Origin of the sequence: Pseudomonas sp. 9.2(2024) (genome assembly GCF_039695385.1) — a bacterium.
In the GTDB taxonomy this organism is placed as follows: Bacteria; Pseudomonadota; Gammaproteobacteria; order Pseudomonadales; family Pseudomonadaceae; genus Aquipseudomonas; species Aquipseudomonas paraglycinae.
In genome coordinates, this window is sequence record NZ_CP155585.1 from 1,624,725 (window position 1) to 1,642,307 (window position 17,583).

Below are 17,583 nucleotides of genomic sequence, written 5' to 3' on the forward strand. Positions count from 1 at the left end.
GAACTCAACAGAATTAGCCGGGTCACTCCTTGTCAGGGAATTATTCCTACGGATAATGCCGACCCTTTTTTCGCAAACTTGAGTCTTCGATTCGCTTATGTTGTCCAGAACCCTGCTGTGCCTTGCTGTCTTCAGTGCGTCCACACCTTTGCTTGCCGACACCGTCTGGTTGAAGAACGGTGACAAGCTGAGCGGTAAAATCACGCTGTTCGACGGCGGCAAGTTGCTGGTCCAGACCCAGTACGCCGGGGCCGTCACCATCGACTGGAAGCAGGTCAAGACCCTGGAGAGCGATCAGGAACTGCTGGTCAAGCAGGACGCCTACAACGGCGAGAAGGCCAAGTCGCTGACCGCTGCCGAAGACGGCAAGGTCATCCTTGCCAACGGCGAAGCGCCGAAAACCGTGGAGCTGGCGAGCATTCAGCAGATTCTCAAGCCCAAACCGGTGGTCGAGGATCTGGTGTGGAAGGGCAATGTCGACCTGGCGCTGGATTACCAGCGTGCGGAAAAGGACACCGACGACTACGACATCGGCTTCAAGACGTCCGCCCGCCATGGTCGCTGGCGGCACACCGCCGAGGGCGAGTACAACCGCGAAGTGCAGGACGACGTGACCACCACCGACAACTGGCGCGCCGAGTACGCACTCGACCGCTTCCTGACGGACAAGTGGTTCTGGCAGGGCCGCCTGAACTACAAGCGCGATCACATCGAAGAGCTGGCGCGCCAGCGCGTGGTCGGTACCGGTCCGGGTTACCAGTTCTGGGATGACGAGCTGGGGGCGTTCTCCCTCGGCTCGCTGCTCAACCGCACGGACTACCAGTATCGCGATGGCAGCAAGGACAACTTCTATTCGGTCGCCATGAAGTGGGACTACAACCGCTACCTGATCGGCAAGAAGGTCGAGTTCTTCACCAATGGCGAAGTCGGCAAGCCGTTGTCCGGCGTGGCTGACTACGCGCTGGATGCGGAAATGGGCCTGCGCTACAAGGTCACCGACTGGGCATCCCTCAACCTCAAGGCTGAGCGCGACATCATCAGCGGCACCGAGGATGCGGACTTGAGCAAGACCCGCTACACCGCCGGCTTCGGCGTCGCTTGGTAAGCAACAAAAAAGATCGCAGCCTTCGCAGGCTGCGATCTTTTTTTTGCGCCTGGAAAAACAGACGCCCACAAAAAAGCCCCGCTTTTGAGGGCGGGGCCTTTTACTAAAGAAGCTACAAGTTAGATAACTTGTACTTCCTCAGCTTGCATGCCTTTCTGACCGCGGGTAGCGATGAAAGAAACCTGTTGGCCTTCTTTCAGGCTTTTGAAGCCGTCGGATTGGATAGCTTTGAAGTGAACGAACAGGTCGTCACCGGATTGTGGAGTGATGAAGCCGAAGCCTTTTTCATCGTTGAACCACTTAACGGTACCGGTTTGGCGATTAGACATGGTGTAACTCCTTGAACAAAGATAACTGCGACTCAGGAAGAACCCTGGCCGAGACTGAGTGCAAAGAGCAGGAAAAATTCTTGTAGATGGTTGGATCGAAATTCAACATATCGTGTAGAGATTCTCAGTGACACAAGCAGCACAGTGGCGCCACCTTAACCCTTTTTCCGGAACGTGCCAATGCTTCTTGCGAAGGTTTCTCTGTTTTAGGGATCGGCGGTGTGACGGTTCGTCGCCAGGCCGCGTAATTCCTGCACGTTCGCCGAGATTTGCAGCCCGGACTTTGAACCCGGCGGCGCGCCCGGTAAGATGCCGGACAGATTTTTTCCACCTCGCTATTCAGGACACCCGCCATGAGCATCAAATCGGACAAGTGGATTCGCCGCATGGCGCAGGAACACGGCATGATCGAGCCGTTCGTCGAGCGCCAGGTACGTGGCAGCGACGACAGCCGTGTGATCTCCTACGGTGTGTCGAGCTACGGCTACGATGTGCGTTGCACCAATCATTTCAAGGTGTTCACCAACATCAATTCGGCCATCGTCGATCCGAAAAACTTCGACGCTGGCAGCTTCGTCGATGTCCACAGCGACGTCTGCATCATTCCGCCAAACTCCTTCGCCCTGGCCACGACCGTTGAATACTTCCGTATTCCACGCAACGTCCTGACCATCTGCCTGGGCAAGAGCACTTACGCTCGCTGCGGCATCATCGTCAACGTCACTCCGCTCGAGCCCGAGTGGGAAGGCCAGGTGACCCTGGAGTTCTCCAACACCACCAACCTGCCGGCGAAGATCTACGCCAACGAAGGCGTGGCGCAGATGCTGTTCCTCGAATCCGACGAGGAATGCGAAGTCTCCTACAAGGATCGTGCGGGCAAGTACCAGGGCCAGCGTGGCGTGACCCTGCCGCGCACCTGATCCGTCCATCCGGCAGTTACCGGGAATTCTTCGGCGGGTAGACACTCTATGGGGTGTACTGCCCGTTTCGCGAACAGCGGGACGGGCCTTCGCCGAGGAGTGCTCCATGAAGATCGATCCGCAAATCACTGCCGAACTGGCAAGGCTCGAGCCCAATCAGATTGGCGTATTGGCCTGGTCCTTGTTGGCACACCCGCCCATCGCCATGGCTGGCGGAATTCCTCACCAGCCCGATCCCGATACCCCCAACGAAGAACCGACCGAGCCCGGCGAGCCTACGCTGCCGGACAAACCGCCACCTGCGCCTGTCGCTTGATCGAATGTATGGCCCGTCGGCTGAATCCTGAACAGGACTTCAGCCGACGGGCCATATTTCGTTGTCGCCAATGACAAAGATCCGACAGCTGTCTTCCTTCTCCACCGGATAACCGCCGGTGAAGGCGCCAAACGCCGGCAGCAGGCTGATGCGTTCCCCCAGCCTGAAACACGCCAGACGCAAACGCTGACGCCCCTTGCCGTTCAACCGATAGACCGGGTGGACGTGGCCTGCAAGCACGTGGCGTTCAGGGTGCGGATCGGGTTCGTGCTGCAACGCGAAGGGCCCGAGCAGCATCGGCTCCGGCACCACCCGAATGTTCAGCGTCGCTGGCGGATCACCGGCGCGTTTATCGTGATTACCGCGAATCAGCGTGATCGGCAGATCGGCGTGGCGTGAGCGCCACTCAGACAGAGCACTCAAAGTGCCCGGGGCATGCGAACCGGGCCCGTGCAGAAAATCCCCAAGAAAGATCAGTTGCCGACACGGCAGTTTCGCCAGCAACTGCTCGATCACGGCGATGTTGCTCGCTGTCGTGCCCTGCGGCACCGGCTGCCCCAGGCGCCGGTAAGCGGCAGCCTTGCCGAAATGCACATCGGCAATCAGCAGCGCCTGTTGCGCCGGCCAGTACAGTGCCTTTTCCGGCAGCAGCCAGAGGTCTTCGCCTGCCAGACGCACCGGGTAGGGCGCGTTCATCAGGATTGGCCCTTGTCGGCAGTTTGTTCCAGATCGCCGACCATTCGGCGGATGCGGTCGGCGAGTTTTTCCGAACTCATGCTTTCGCGCATGCGTTCCACCAGCAATGGAAACCCGAGCGGTGTAGGACGTTTGATCAGGTGCATGTCCAGTTTCATCCGTTTGATCCGCTCCAATGTCTGTTCCAGTCGACGAATATCCAGTTCTTCCCGCAGGACTTCTTCCCCGGCCTGCGCCAGTAGCAGGTTGTCGGCGTCGTATTGTTTGAACACTTCGAAGAACAGCCCGCTGGAGGCCTGCACCTGACGGGTGCTTTTCGGCGCGCCGGGGTAACCGGCAAACACCAGCCCGGCAATCCGCGCGATTTCCCGAAACCTGCGCAGTGCCAGTTCCCCCGCATTGAGGCTGGCCAGCACATCCCTCAATAAGTCCTCGGGACTGAGCAGGGCGCCATCCAGTTGCACAGGCCAGTCAACGGGCGTGGCGCTGAGCAATTCCAGTCCGTAATCGTTGACCGCAATCGAGAAAGTCACAGGCAAACGCTGACTGACCCGCCACGCCAGCAGGCTGGCCAGGCCCAGATGCACCTGGCGTCCTGCAAACGGGTAGAGGAAAAGGTGCCAGCCTTCGCGGGATTTCAGCACTTCGGCCAGCAGATTGTTGACGGTCGGCAGGCCTGACCAGCGCATCTGCGTTTCCAGTAACGGGCGCAAGGCCTGCATTTCCGGGCCGGCAAACTCGCCTTGTGCCGCCGCGCTGAACCGGCTGACCACCGCTTCGGCCAATTCATTGGAGAGCGGCATGCGCCCGCCATTCCAGCGCGGCACCGCGGCTTTTTTCGCCGTGCTGCGTTTGACATAGGCGGTCATGTTTTCCACCCGCACCAGCTCCAGCAAGCGACCGGCGAACAGAAACCCATCGCCAGGTTTGAGGCGAGCGATAAAGCCTTCTTCAACGCTGCCCAGCTGTTTGCCGCCTCCGCCCTTGCTCCAGAACTTCAAATGGATCGCGGCATCACTGACGATGGTGCCGATGCTCATGCGATGGCGGCGCGCCAGGCGGGCATCGGGGACGCGCCAGATCCCGTGCTCATCCGGCTCGACCCGGCGGTAATCCGGGTACGCCGTCAGCGACATCCCGCCGTGGCGTACGAACGCCAGCGCCCAGGCCCAGTCCGCGAGCGTCAGGTCACGATAGGCCCAGGCGCCACGGACTTCTTCGTACAGCTCATCGGGAATAAAGCCACCGCCCAGGGCCATGCTGACCAGATGCTGCACCAGCACATCCAGCGGTTTGTGCGGGGACAGTCGCGGTTCGATCCGCCGCTGTGCCACGGCATCGCCAGCGGCCGCGGCTTCGATCAGCTCCAGGCTGTGGGTCGGCACCAGGGTGACCCGCGACGTTCTGCCGGGCGCATGCCCCGAACGCCCGGCACGCTGCATCAGTCGCGCCACGCCTTTGGCCGAGCCAATCTGCAGCACCCGCTCCACCGGCAGGAAATCCACCCCCAGATCCAGGCTTGAAGTGCAGACCACGGCTTTGAGTTGACCGTTCTTCAGCGCCTGCTCGACCCAGTCGCGGGTGTCACGGGACAGCGAGCTGTGGTGCAGCGCGATCAACCCGGCCCAGTCCGGTCGCGCTTCCAGCAAGGCCTGATACCAGATTTCCGATTGCGCCCGGGTGTTGGTGAACACCAGGCTGCTGGCGCAGACATCCAGTTCGGCGACCACCTGCGGCAACATCTTCAAGCCGATATGCCCGGCCCAGGGAAACCGTTCGATCGCCGGTGGGAGCAGGGTGTCGACCTTGAGCGACTTTTCGCTTTGCCCCTGAATACTGATTCCGTCGCCGTGTGGGATCAGCACCTGTTCGGCGTGGGACTGATTGCCAAGCGTTGCGGAAACGCCCCAGACGATCAGCCCCGGCTGCCAGCGGCGCAACCGGGCGAGGGCCAGTTGCAGTTGCACACCGCGTTTGTTGCCGAGCAATTCGTGCCACTCATCCACCACCACCATGCGTAGCGTCGACAGCGCCGTTTGCGCGTCGGCACGGGCGAGCATCAGGGTCAGGCTTTCCGGGGTGGTGATCAGTGTGGTGGGCAGGCGCCGGTTTTGCCGGGCGCGTTCACTGCTGCCGGTGTCGCCGGTGCGCAGGCCGACGCTCCAGGGAATCTGCAGATCATCAAGCGGCGCTTGCAGGGCGCGTGCAGTGTCGGCGGCCAGCGCCCGCATCGGCGTGATCCACAAGACGGTCAGCGGTTCGGCGGGTGGAGGGCGTTTGCGAGTGGTTGCAGCAACAGGCCCGGAGCGGGCAAAGCGATTGAGCGCGGCAAACCACACCGCGTAGGTTTTACCGGCGCCGGTGCTGGCGTGCAGCAGGCCGGATTCGCCACGTTTGACTGCCGCCCACACTTGTTTCTGAAAGGCGAACGGCTTCCAGTCGCGGGCGCTGAACCAATGTTTGGCGAAGTCGGTGGAAGTGCCCATGCCGGCGACGTGTGCTCTGAAGGTGTTCCTTCAATGACCGCGCCGGCCGGGCAATAGTTTTACTTGAGATTGCCGCTGAGGAATTGTTTCAGGCGTTCGCTTTTCGGATTGCCCAGCACTTCTTCGGGTGCGCCTTCTTCTTCCACCAGCCCCTGATGCAGGAACAGCACCTGGCTCGAGACCTTGCGCGCAAAGCTCATTTCATGGGTGACCATGATCATGGTCCGGCCTTCCTCGGCCAGGCCCTGAATCACCTTGAGCACTTCGCCGACCAGTTCCGGGTCGAGTGCCGACGTCGGTTCGTCGAACAGCATGACTTCCGGCTCCATCGCCAAGGCCCGGGCAATCGCCACCCGCTGCTGCTGGCCACCGGAGAGAAATGCCGGGTACTGATCCGCCACCCGCGCCGGCAAACCGACCTTTTCCAGATAGCGCCGGGCGCGGTCGTCGGCTTCCTGTTTGCTGCAGCCCAGCACCCGGCGTGGGGCCATGGTGATGTTTTCCAGCACGGTCATGTGGCTCCACAGGTTGAAGTGCTGGAACACCATCGCCAGCCGGGTGCGCAGGCGTTGCAGTTCATCGGCGTCGGCGACGTGCATGCCGTGGCGGTCGGTGACCATGCGGATCGCCTGGCCATCGAGGCTCATTGCGCCGTCGTTGGGTTGTTCGAGAAAGTTGATGCAGCGCAAAAAGGTGCTTTTGCCCGAGCCGCTGGCGCCGATCAGGCTGATCACGTCGCCGGTCCTGGCCTTGAGCGAGACGCCTTTGAGCACCTGATGGTCGCCATAGCTTTTGTGCAGGCCTTCAACGGTCAATTTGTACATGGGACAGGCATCCTCAAGGCGAAAGTAGATAGCCGCTGCGATAGGCTTCGGCGCCCGCGACGTGGGCGATCACCATCCCGGCGGTGGCCATGCGCCGCAGCGAGCGGGCATAGAGCAGACCGGAAGCGGTGCAATGGACTGGCGTGACCCGGTCGCTGATCGGGTCGATGATTTCGGCGATTTTCTGCCCGGCTTCCAGAAGCTGGCCGGGTGTGGCGCTGTACACCAGCAGCCCGCCGACGGGAGTGGCCACCGGTTCCACACCGGCCAGCGGTGTGGCGGGATGTGGCAGGGCCGGCAAGGCTTTGGGTTCGCCGACAATGGCGCCGAAGTGGATCAGGTAATCGATCAGCGCCTGGCAGTCGCGACTGGCCAGCGGATGGGTGACATCCCCCTGACCGCGCAACTCGACGGTGACCGAAAAGCTGCCGAGCGGAATCTCGAAGTGTTCGCCGAAGCGCTCCTTCAATTGCCACCACAGCAGGGTGAAGCACTCATCGAATGACTGTCCGCCGGAGTCGGTGGCCAGCAGGCTCGCCTGGGATTCGATATAGCGCGCCAGCGGCTCGACCTGCGGCCAGGCTTCGGGCGTGGTGTAGAGGTGAACCACGGATTCGAAATCGCAGTGCAGGTCGAGCACCATGTCCGCATCGCAGGCCAGCCGTTGCAGGGTCAGGCGCTGGGATTGCAGCTGAGTCGTGGCGGTGTGGCGGGCGAGGGCGTTGCGCAGGCTCGAACGGATCAGCTCGAGGTTGCGCTGCGGGTCGTCGCACAGCTGCGCTTCGATTTCGTTGCCGATTTCTTCGCTGAGGTCGACGAACCAGCGGTTGAAATTCTGCCCGCTCTCCAGCTCGTAGCGGCCCAGCGGCACATCCATCAGCACCTGTTCAAGGCCGACCGGGTTGGCTACCGGCACCAGCACGATTTCGCTGCGCAGGCGGCCGGCGGCTTCCAGCTCCGCCAGACGCTGCTTGAGGTGCCAGGCCACGAGCATGCCGGGCAGTTCGTCGGCGTGCAGCGAAGACTGGATGTAAATCTTGCCTTGGGCCTTGTCCGGGCCGAAGTGGAAGCTGTGAATCTGTCGTGCGGTTCCCGGCAGCGGGGCCAGCAGTTCGTGTATCTGGTGGCGCATCTCAAAAGGGTCCTAGTGGGTCGGGCCGAGGAAGGCCAGCCATCGGCGTTCGGCAAGGCGGAACAGGCCGACCAGCGCAAAGGTGATTGTCAGGTAGATCAGCGCGGCGATGCCGAACGACTGGAAGGTCAGGAAGGTCGCCGAGTTGGCGTCCCGCGCGACTTTCAGGATATCGGGGATGGTCGCGGTGAAAGCCACGGTGGTCGAGTGCAGCATCAGGATCACTTCGTTGCTGTAGTACGGCAACGAACGGCGCAGCGCCGACGGCATGATCACGTAGGCATACAGCTTCCAGCCGGTCAGGCCGTAGGCCTTCGCCGCTTCGACTTCGCCGTGGTTCATGCTGCGGATCGCCCCGGCGAAAATCTCCGTGGTATAGGCGCAGGTGTTCAGGGCGAAGGCCAGGATCGTGCAGTTCATCGCATCGCGAAAGAAACTGTCGAGCACCGGTTGCGCGCGCACGGCGGCCAGGCTGTAAATCCCGGTGTAGCAGATCAGCAACTGGATATAGAGCGGCGTGCCACGGAACAGGTAGGTGTAGAACTGCACCGGCCAGCGAATGTAGAAGTGCGTCGAGACGCGAGCGATCGACAGCGGAATCGACACGATGAAACCGAAGAAGATCGAGGCGCTGAGCAGCCACATCGTCATCGCAAGGCCAGTGATGTTCTGACCGTCGGTATAAAGGAAGGCTTTCCAGTATTCCTGCAGGAGTTCGATCATCGTACGGCCTCCCGGGCACCGGCGGCGTAGCGGCGTTCGAGCCAGCGCAGGATGATGTTGGAAGCACTGGTGATCAGCAGGTAAATCAACGCGGCGAGAACCAGGAAGTAAAACAGTTGATAGGTGCTTTTACCGGCGTCCTGCGCTGCCTTGACCAGATCGGCCAGGCCGATGATCGAAACCAGCGCGGTGGCCTTGAGCATCACCATCCAGTTGTTGCCGATGCCCGGCAGGGCGAAGCGCATCATTTGCGGGAACACCACGAAACGAAAGCGCTGGCCGCGCTTGAGGCCATAGGCGGTGGCGGCTTCGACCTGACCGCGCGGCACGGCGAGAATCGCCCCGCGAAAGGTTTCAGTGAAGTACGCGCCATAAATGAAGCCCAGCGTCAGCACCCCGGCGCTGAACGGGTCGATCTCGATGTATTCCCATTCCAGGTAATCGGTGAGCGTCGTCAGCCAGGTTTGCAGGCTGTAGAAGATCAGCAGCATCAGCACCAGGTCCGGAACGCCGCGAATCAGCGTGGTGTAGAGCTGGGCGGGCAGGCGCAGCAGTTTGACTTTTGACAGCTTGGCACTGGCGCCGAGCAGGCCGAGCAACACGGCCACCAGCAGCGACAACGCCGACAATTTGATGGTCATCCAGGTGCCTTCCAACAGCAAAGGGCCAAAACCCTTGAGGCTGAAGGCGGAGAGCCCCAGATTTTGTAAGAGGTTTTCGAACATAAATCAGCAACCTGACTGAATGAAAAAGGCGCCCATCGAGGATGGGCGCCGGGGCATTATTTGCCGCTGTACAGATTCAGATCGCCAAAGTGTTTCTTTTGAATCTCGGCGTATTTGCCGTCATCGTGTAACGCTTTGATACCTTTATCCAAAAGCGCTTTCAGCTCGGTGTTACCTTTCTTAATACCGACAGCGGTCTTGGCTGGCAGCAAGTGGTTGTCGACCGGCTTGCTGACTTCATAATCAGCGCCTTGCGGCGACTTCAGAAAGCCCAGTTCGGCCTGCAACATGTCCTGAATGCCCGCATCGAGACGGCCGGAAGTCAGGTCGGAATACACCTGGTCCTGATTCTGGTAGGCCTGGGTTTTCACGCCGGCCTTGTCCAGTACGGCTTTGGCATAGGCTTCCTGGATGGTGCCTTGCTCGTAACCGACGGTTTTGCCTTTCAGGGAGGCGACGTCGTCGGTGATGCCCGAACCTTTTTTCGACACGTAGGCCGTCGGGCCGGAGAACAGCTCGCTGGAGAAGTCGATGACTTTTTCGCGGGCTTCGGTAACGGTCATCGACGAGATCACACCGTCGAATTTATTGGCCTTGAGGCCCGGAATCATACCGTCGAAGTCACTTTCGACCCATTTGCACTTGACCTTCAGCTCGGCGCAGATCGCGTTGCCCAGATCGATGTCGAAGCCAACCAGGCTGCCGTCTGCCGCTTTCGACTCGAACGGTGCGTAGGAAGGGTCAACGCCAAACCGCAGTTCTTTGTATTCCTTGGCCAGCGCGGAGCCGGCGGCCATGCACAACGCCAGTGCAGAAAGGGTCAGCAATGCTTTTTTCATTATTCAATCCCTAAGAACCAATATGAGCGCTTGTGGCGCGGAATGATTGTTACTGGAGCGCTTACGACTTATAGAAAGTAGCAATTTCCGAACCAGAGTCCCGAACAAGTGTTTTAAAAGGTGCAGGAAGTGCATGCCGGGGCCGGTCGGTGCACGAAAACGGGCGCGGGAAAACAGTTGCACTGTTTATGGGCGTGATTGAGGTGATCGTTCCCACGTCGAGGCGTCGAACCGTCCGCGTGGGAATGCAGCCCGGGACGCTCCGCGTCCCAAAGCGGACGCAGAGCGTCCATTGAGGCATTCCCACGCAGAGCGTGGGAACGATCGGGGTGAGGGGGGAGTATCGTTGGGAAGGAGTCAGACCAACAGGTTTTGCAAGGTCGCCAGGCTGTCGGCCTCGTCCACGGTCTTGTCCTGGCGCCAGCGCAGCATGCGCGGGAAGCGCACGGCGATGCCGCTCTTGTGCCGGCGGGAGAGGGCGATGCCTTCGAAGCCCAGTTCGAATACCAGGCTCGGCTTCACGCTGCTGACCGGGCCGAATTTTTCCACCGTGGTCTTGCGCACGATGCTGTCGACCTCGCGCATTTCCGCATCGGTCAGCCCTGAATAGGCCTTGGCGAATGGCACCAGTGACCTTGCACTGGATCCCGGCGGGCCGTCCCACACCGCAAAAGTGTAATCGCTGTAGAGGCTGGCGCGCCGGCCATGTCCGCGCTGGGCGTAGATCAACACCGCGTCGACGCTGAACGGGTCGACCTTCCATTTCCACCACACGCCCATGTCCTTGGTGCGGCCAACGCCGTACATCGCGTCGCGAGCCTTGAGCATCATGCCTTCGACCCCCAGGCGCCTGGAGGCCTCGCGCTGGCGGGCGAGGTCGAACCAGTCGTCACCCGTCAGAATCGGCGAAGGCAGCAGTACCGGGTTGTTGCAGTGGGCGATAACTTGTTCCAGTTGTTCACGACGCCTGGCCTGAGGCTGGTTGCGCCAGTCTTCGCCCTGCCATTCGAGCAGATCGTAGGCGAGTACCACCACCGGCGCGTCTTCAAGGATTTTCCGGTCCAGTGACTTGCGGCCAATCCGTTGCTGTAACAGCGCGAATGGTTGCACCGCCGGGGCTTTCGTCGACTGTGGGTCGAAAGCGTCTTCGGTGATCGGGCGGTTGTTCTTCCACACCACAATCTCGCCGTCGATCACCGTGCCGTCGGGTAAACCGTGCAGCAGCGTGTCGAATTCGGGAAAACGCTCGGTGACCAATTCCTCGCCGCGCGACCAGACCCACAGTTTCCCGTCACGCTTGACCACCTGTGCGCGAATGCCGTCCCACTTCCATTCCACCTGCCAGTTGCTCGGCGGCCCGAGCAGGGCCTCGAAGGTTTCTACCGGTTGCGCCAGCGCGTGGGCGAGGAAAAACGGGTAGGGCTGGCCGCCGCGCTGGGCGTGCTCGTCGCTGGATTCGGGGGCGATCAGTTTCAGGTAAGCGGCGGCGTTCGGCCGGTTGGACAGGTCGGTGTAACCCACCAGCCGTTGCGCCACGCGTTTGCTGTCGAGCCCGGCCATGGAAGCCAGGGCGCGGGTCACCAGCAATTTGGACACGCCGACCCGGAAGCTGCCGGTGATCAGTTTGATGCACAGCATCAAGCTTGGCCGATCCAGTTGCGCCCACAGTGCGGGCAACTGATGGGCGAGGTATTCCGGGGTTTCACCGCGCAGGGGCAACAGTTTGTCTTCGATCCATTCGGCGAGCCCGGCCTCGGAGGTGTGCGGGTGTTCCGGCAGCACCAGCGAAATGGTTTCCGCCAGATCGCCGACCGCTTGATAACTTTCCTCGAACAGCCACGGGGCCAGGCCGGACACCTCGACCGCGAGATCGCGCAGGATCCGCACCGGCACCAGTTGCCGAGGCCGCCCGCCGGACAAAAAGTACACCGCCCACGCGGCATCCTGCGGTTGCGCCTGGGCGAAGTAGGTTTGCATGGCCGCCAGTTTGGCGTTGCTCGAGGTGGTGGCGTCGAGTTCGGCGTACAACCCGGCGAAGTCTTTCATGGTTGCACCTCGGCAACGACGGGCGTGGCGGTAGATAGCTCTTCTTCATCGTCACCGTATTCGGTGTTGAAACCTTGTGCGTCCAGACCCTGCTCGCGCAGATGGCGCACCAGCACGCCAATCGAGCCGTGGGTGACCATCACCCGTTCGGCTCCTGTCTGTTCGATGGCCCACAACAGGCCGGGCCAGTCGGCGTGATCCGAGAGCACGAAACCGCGATCGACCCCGCGCCGCCGGCGGGTGCCGCGCAGGCGCATCCAGCCGCTGGCGAAGCTGTCGCTGTAATCGCCGAACCGGCGCATCCAACTGCTGCCGCCGGCCGACGGCGGGGCGATGACCAGCGCCTGACGCATCATCGGGTCATTCTTTTTCACGTCACCGGCGTAGATGGTTGGCGGCAGGTAGACGCCGGCCTCGCGGTACACGCGGTTCAGCGGCTCGACCGCCCCGTGGCTGAGGATCGGCCCGAGGGTTTCATCGATGCCGTGCAGAATCCGCTGGGCCTTGCCGAACGAATAGCAAAACAGCACGCTGGCCTTGCCGGCTTCGATGTTGGCCTGCCACCACTGATTGATCTCGGCGAACACCTGCGCCTGCGGCTGCCAGCGGTAGATCGGCAGGCCGAAGGTCGATTCGGTAATGAAGGTGTGGCAGCGCACCGGTTCGAAAGGGGCGCAGGTGCCGTCGGGTTCGATCTTGTAGTCGCCGGACGCGACCCAGACTTCGCCGCCGTATTCCAGCCGCACCTGGGCCGAGCCGAGCACATGGCCGGCGGGATGAAAACTCAGGGTGACCCCGTGATGGGTCAGGCGCTGGCCGTAGTCGAGGGTTTGCAGATTGATGTCCTGACCCAGACGCGCGCGCAGAATCCCTTCGCCGGCGCTGGCGGCCAGGTAATGCTGGTTGCCGCCACGGGCATGGTCGCCATGGGCATGGGTGATCACCGAGCGCTCGACGGGCCGCCACGGGTCAATGTAGAAATCCCCGGCGGGGCAGTAGAGGCCTTCGGGGCGGGCGATAACAAGGTCCATGGCGTTACCGGAATGGAGGGACTTGTTAGCTATGAGGTTGGCGCGAAGTCAGAAGTTCTATTGATTTTCAAAAGCACCCTCACCCCAGCCCTCTCCCAGAGGGAGAGGGAGCCTACGGAGGTGTTTGGCGAGGTACATCGACCTGTGAGATCGAGTCGACTATGGACCTGCCAAGCAGCAATACGAATCTGGATTCGGTGCAGCAAGTTCAGGTCGGCGAACCTCTTGAATATCCCCCGATCAGTCCTCTCTCCCGGAGGGAGAGGGAGCCTACGGAGGTGTTTGGCGAGGTACATCGACCTGTGAGATCGCGTCGATTATGGATCTTTCAAGCAGCAATACGAATCTGGATTCGGTGCAGCAAGTTCAGGTCGGCGAACCTCTTGAACATCCCCCGATCAGTCCTCTCTCCCGGAGGGAGAGGGAGCCTACGGAGGTGTTTGGCGAGGTACATCGACCTGTGAGATCGCGTCGATTATGGATCTTTCAAGCAGCAATACGAATCTGGATTCGGTGCAGCAAGTTCAGGTCGGCGAACTTCTTGAACATCCCCCGATCAGTCCCCTCTCCCTAAGGGTGTATGTACCGGAGACATGGTGGACACATGTTCGGGGACATGGTGGACGGTTTTCAAATCCGCTTACCTGATACAACGGTCTGTTGAATCAAGTCAATTCGGGCAATGCGATGTCTGCTCCAGTAGACATCGTAGATGCCATCTTCTGTCGTTCCCCTGATCGCTATCAGCTCCCCGATGAAGGCCTTTCCGATCAGGAATTGGCTGCTTCTCCAGTACATCTCGCCATTGCCCTGAACTTTCCTGACCAAATCTCCTTCCGCGTACTCCAGGACAGGCCGGGTCTCTTGGTATTCAAGCGGGCTACTGCTGTAGCGGCTCGCTGGAACCCCCATTCCCAAGGCTTGATGCGGGCGCTTCTGATTGTAAGTTTCTCGCCAGATATCGAAGGCTTTTTGTGCTCCGACGAGGTCGATAAAGCACTGACTCTGCAGAACTTCGGCCTTCAAGCTGCGATGGAATCGCTCAATCTTGCCCTGCGTTTGTGGATGGTAGGGCCGGGAGTGGCTGACCCGGATGCCCTGTCTCATCAGCCAGACTTCCAGGGCGGTGTAGACCCCGGTTTGGTCACCCCATGGCGAACCGTTATCCATGGTCATGCGTTGCGGCAGACCGTATCGGCGAAACACTCCAACAAGCTGTTCTTCCACGGTTTGGCGTTGTTGATTGGCGCAAGCGGCGATGCACAACGAGAAGCGGGAATGGTCATCCAATATCGTCAAAGGGTGGCAGCGGCCATGACGCATACCGACGTGTCCCTTGAAGTCCATCTGCCACAAATCATTGGGCGCCTCATGCTCGAACCGGATAAACGGTTTGATCTCGGCGGCCTTTGGATCAACGCGCGAATGACGCTGTAAAACTGCATGCACGGTGCTGACGGAAGGCATCACTAAACCCTTGTCTTCCAGCACGCGTTTGAGCTTGCGAGCGCCCCAAGCCGCGTACTCCTGACTCACGGTCAGAATCTGCTTCTCCACCTCGTCAGCACAACGTTTGGGTGACGTCTTGGGTCGTCGCGACTGATTGCTCATCCCCTCAGCCCCTGATTTTTCAAACCTGCTGAGCCATTTGTAGGCAGTGCTAGGGCTGATGTTGAATCGACGGCAAAGCTGCCGAACATTGGCCCCTTCTTGCCGAGCCAAAAGCACGAATTCTGTACGAAGCTGCACGGTAGACACCTCTTCCCAAGACACAGGCCATCTCCTTCGTGATGAGCAATGTGTCTATTTAAAAGTGTCCACCATGTCTCCGAACACCTGTCCACTATGTCTCCGGTACATACAAAGGGAGAGGGTTAGGGTGAGGGGGCTTTTGATCTTTTGGGGAGTAGGCCTATTTCCCAGGGGTTAGGGTCAATCGCGTCTTGCCATAAACCCGGTCAAAGTTCTGCGGCTGCATCGGCAAGCCGATGTACTGGCCCTTGAGCCACGGATCGATGCCGTTCAGGTAGTTCGGGCTCACCGGATTACCCGATTGCCCCGTCCCGTTCTGGCCCATCAGCGGCTCGCTCTGACCAAAGTCGACAATGAAACGCATCGACGGCGCACGCGTGGTGTTGAAGTCCTGGCCCCAGGCAAACGCTGCGGTGTTGAGTGTGGTGTGGTCGCCGCCAGCCGCAATTGGCCCGCGAACGGTCTGGCCGTTGGCATTTTTCCACTCATAGCGGTGCAGTTTGCCCCACTGCCAGGCCCGGCGGTCGCCGCCCAACTGGCTGTCGCCGGCGCTGATCGCTGCCGCCAGACTGCGGGCGAGGATTGCCGGTTTGTCTTCTTTTTGCGGGGTGCGGGCGTCGTCCCAGAACGGACTGTCTTCGCGGCCCAGCAAGTGATCGGCCTGGGCGGCGTAGGACAGATCGCCGTTGGCGATAAACGCTTTCCACGCCGGGCTGTTTTGCGGGCCGAGTTCGTCGAGGAAGATCTGCTTCATGCTTTCCTGCAGGAACAGCTCGTAGATTGCCGCGTCGGCGGAGGTCGGGCTGAGCTTGCCGTCGAAGGCCATCAAGCGGGTGTACGCCTCGCGGGCCTTGCTGCGCTCGGCTTCCGGCAGAGCGTCGATCGCCTGTTTCAGCGGCTGCGCCATGCCCGGCGCTTCAAACATTTTCTTCAGTTTGGCGGCGAAGGTGGTGGTCTGGTCGTACTGCATGGCGATCACGCTACGACCGTCGTGTTTACCGCTGCCGGCCAGTTCGGCCAGGCGCTCGCCACGCTCCGGCGCCGCCCAGGAATTCGACAGTTGCATGCCGTAGCCGTGAGGGATGACCCGCTGGTTGGCGGTGCCGAGCCAGCCCTGGGCCGGATCCTGATCGTACGGGTGCAGCATCGGGTCGGCGTAACCGTCCCAGTCATAGCGACCTTCCCAGCCCGGCGACGGCAGCAGGCCTTCACCTTCACGGCGGTTCGGGAATCGTCCGGTGACTTGCCAGCCAATGTTGCTGGCGTCGGCGAACACCAGATTCAGCGCGATGGCGCGGATTTCCCGGCTGGCGTCCGAGGCGCGCTCAACGTTCTGGGCACGGCTCAGATCGAAAAACGCATCGAGGGATTTGTCGTCGGTGAAGCTTGGCGTCTGCAAGGCCAGGCCAAAACCTGCGCCCTGAGCGGCAGCCTGGGTGCTGTTGAGCAGCGCGCCATGGCGGGTTTCGTACACCGCTTCGCGAATCGGCCGCTGGCCTTTGACGAAGTAGGTTTCGTTGCGCACCGCAACCGGTTGCCACTTGCCGTTGACCTCGTAGGACAACGTGCTGCCCTGACGACGGATTTTTTCCAGGAACAGGTCCTGGTTATCGCCGAGCACGCTGGTCAGGCTCCACGCCACCTTGCCGTTGAAACCGCCGAGCACCATCGGCAGACCGGCCACGGTCACGCCGGCGGCCTGGTATTTCGGCGCGCGGATCTGCACGAAACTCCACAGCGATGGCGCCGCCAGCGGGCCATGGCTGTCGCTGGCCAAGAGGCTCTTTCCGCTGCGGCTGCGTTGCGGGGCGATGGCCCAGTTGTTCGACGACTGAGTGCCCAGTAGGTTGATGGCGGCCAGTTGTTCGCTGGCGTTGCTCAGTTCCGTCAACCCCGGAATCTGCCCGTTGAGCTTGATGCCTTGCAGCTTGTCGGCTTCGGCCAGCGGCAGGTTTTCGTCGGGAGCGGACGGGGTCAGCCACGCCAGTTTGTCGTTGGTCACAGTCTGCGCCAGCACCAGCGAGGCGATTTCTTCCGGCAGGTTGGCCGACTGGCTGAAGTTCAGCAGACAGAAGATCAACGCCGAATCTTCCGGTTTCCAGTATTCAGGCTTGTAGCCGCTGGAAGCCAGATCTCCCGGCAGTTTGTCGGCGTAGCGGAACAGGTAGGCGTTGACGCCCCGGGCATAGACCTCGAAGAAGCGCTTGAGCCGTGGCGACGAAGCCTTGTACAGCTCGCCGGCGCTTTTCTTCAGGTTGACGGCGCGCATGTAGCGGTCGGCGTCGAGCATCGACGAACCGGACATTTCCGCCAGACGGCCCTGAGCCAGCAGGCGCAGGGTGACCATCTGATTGATCCGGTCGCTGGCGTGCACGTAACCGAGGGCGAACAGTGCGTCGTGGAAGCTGTTGCTTTCGATCAGCGGCATGCCCATGGCATTGCGGCGTACCGAAACGTTCTGCGCCAGGCCCTTGAGCGGCTGCACACCGGAGGTCGGCGGGAGGGTGTCCTGGGCGTTCCAGGTCTGACAACCGGTCAGGCTCAGAACACCGGCCACTGCTGCGGCAACGCCGAACCGGGGAAGAAAATGTGAAAGGGCTGGCGAGGCCATGGCAAAGCTCCTGCGGGGGTGTAGAGGCTGGGGGGCGCAATAAAGCCG

15 protein-coding genes are annotated in these 17,583 nt (G+C 61.0%); 3 read left to right on the top strand and 12 right to left on the bottom strand.

Annotation, left to right across the window (positions count from 1 at the left end):
- The first annotated feature begins 97 nt into the window (after nt 1-97).
- A complete protein-coding gene (locus ABFB52_RS07240; RefSeq protein WP_085748169.1) occupies nt 98-1,105 on the top strand; it encodes a DUF481 domain-containing protein in 1,008 nt (335 codons plus the stop codon).
- A gap of 119 nt (nt 1,106-1,224) precedes the next feature.
- On the opposite strand, the gene ABFB52_RS07245 is transcribed toward ABFB52_RS07240, so the two are convergent.
- Nucleotides 1,225-1,434: a cold-shock protein gene (locus ABFB52_RS07245; RefSeq protein ID WP_002554837.1), complete on the bottom strand. Its 210-nt coding sequence runs from the start codon at nt 1,432-1,434 to the stop codon at nt 1,225-1,227.
- A gap of 353 nt (nt 1,435-1,787) precedes the next feature.
- On the opposite strand from ABFB52_RS07245, the gene dcd reads away from it, so the two are divergent.
- Both dcd and ABFB52_RS07255 read left to right on the top strand, forming a co-directional pair.
- Complete coding sequence (gene dcd / locus ABFB52_RS07250) at nt 1,788-2,354, top strand: dCTP deaminase (protein WP_007954988.1); 567 nt, start codon at nt 1,788-1,790, stop codon at nt 2,352-2,354.
- A 106-nt stretch (nt 2,355-2,460) separates the two neighbouring features.
- Nucleotides 2,461-2,670 (top strand): hypothetical protein, encoded by a 210-nt coding sequence (locus ABFB52_RS07255; protein ID WP_085605329.1) that lies wholly within the window; start codon nt 2,461-2,463, stop codon nt 2,668-2,670.
- A gap of 39 nt (nt 2,671-2,709) precedes the next feature.
- On the opposite strand, the gene pdeM is transcribed toward ABFB52_RS07255, so the two are convergent.
- The 11 genes from pdeM to ABFB52_RS07310 all read right to left on the bottom strand — a co-directional run bounded on the left by pdeM (nt 2,710) and on the right by ABFB52_RS07310 (nt 17,535).
- Complete coding sequence (pdeM, locus tag ABFB52_RS07260) at nt 2,710-3,366, bottom strand: ligase-associated DNA damage response endonuclease PdeM (protein ID WP_085748170.1); 657 nt, start codon at nt 3,364-3,366, stop codon at nt 2,710-2,712.
- Complete coding sequence (locus ABFB52_RS07265) at nt 3,366-5,852, bottom strand: ligase-associated DNA damage response DEXH box helicase (RefSeq protein WP_129973907.1); 2,487 nt, start codon at nt 5,850-5,852, stop codon at nt 3,366-3,368. The genes pdeM and ABFB52_RS07265 overlap by 1 nt, the downstream gene beginning before the upstream one ends.
- Before the next feature lie 59 nt (nt 5,853-5,911).
- Nucleotides 5,912-6,676 (bottom strand): ATP-binding cassette domain-containing protein, encoded by a 765-nt coding sequence (locus ABFB52_RS07270; protein ID WP_039771333.1) that lies wholly within the window; start codon nt 6,674-6,676, stop codon nt 5,912-5,914.
- 13 nt (nt 6,677-6,689) lie between these two features.
- The gene (locus ABFB52_RS07275) at nt 6,690-7,808 is read right to left on the bottom strand and encodes a succinylglutamate desuccinylase/aspartoacylase family protein (protein ID WP_129973906.1); all 1,119 of its coding nucleotides are present in this window, start codon (nt 7,806-7,808) and stop codon (nt 6,690-6,692) included.
- Nucleotides 7,809-7,820: 12 nt separating this feature from the next.
- Complete coding sequence (locus tag ABFB52_RS07280; RefSeq protein WP_129973905.1) at nt 7,821-8,531, bottom strand: ABC transporter permease; 711 nt, start codon at nt 8,529-8,531, stop codon at nt 7,821-7,823.
- On the bottom strand, nt 8,528-9,256 hold the full coding sequence (locus tag ABFB52_RS07285) for an ABC transporter permease (RefSeq protein WP_007955000.1): 729 nt from the start codon (nt 9,254-9,256) through the stop codon (nt 8,528-8,530). The genes ABFB52_RS07280 and ABFB52_RS07285 overlap by 4 nt, the downstream gene beginning before the upstream one ends.
- A 56-nt stretch (nt 9,257-9,312) precedes the next feature.
- Nucleotides 9,313-10,095 (bottom strand): transporter substrate-binding domain-containing protein, encoded by a 783-nt coding sequence (locus ABFB52_RS07290; RefSeq protein ID WP_011332769.1) that lies wholly within the window; start codon nt 10,093-10,095, stop codon nt 9,313-9,315.
- A gap of 357 nt (nt 10,096-10,452) precedes the next feature.
- The gene (locus ABFB52_RS07295) at nt 10,453-12,141 is read right to left on the bottom strand and encodes an ATP-dependent DNA ligase (RefSeq protein WP_085748173.1); all 1,689 of its coding nucleotides are present in this window, start codon (nt 12,139-12,141) and stop codon (nt 10,453-10,455) included.
- A complete protein-coding gene (locus ABFB52_RS07300) occupies nt 12,138-13,172 on the bottom strand; it encodes a ligase-associated DNA damage response exonuclease (protein WP_085748174.1) in 1,035 nt (344 codons plus the stop codon). The genes ABFB52_RS07295 and ABFB52_RS07300 overlap by 4 nt, the downstream gene beginning before the upstream one ends.
- Nucleotides 13,173-13,802: 630 nt before the next feature.
- Nucleotides 13,803-14,945, bottom strand: a complete 1,143-nt coding sequence (locus ABFB52_RS07305) for an IS481 family transposase (RefSeq protein ID WP_129974377.1) — start codon at nt 14,943-14,945, stop codon at nt 13,803-13,805.
- A gap of 139 nt (nt 14,946-15,084) precedes the next feature.
- The gene (locus ABFB52_RS07310; protein ID WP_129974357.1) at nt 15,085-17,535 is read right to left on the bottom strand and encodes a penicillin acylase family protein; all 2,451 of its coding nucleotides are present in this window, start codon (nt 17,533-17,535) and stop codon (nt 15,085-15,087) included.
- Nucleotides 17,536-17,583: the final 48 nt, after the last annotated feature.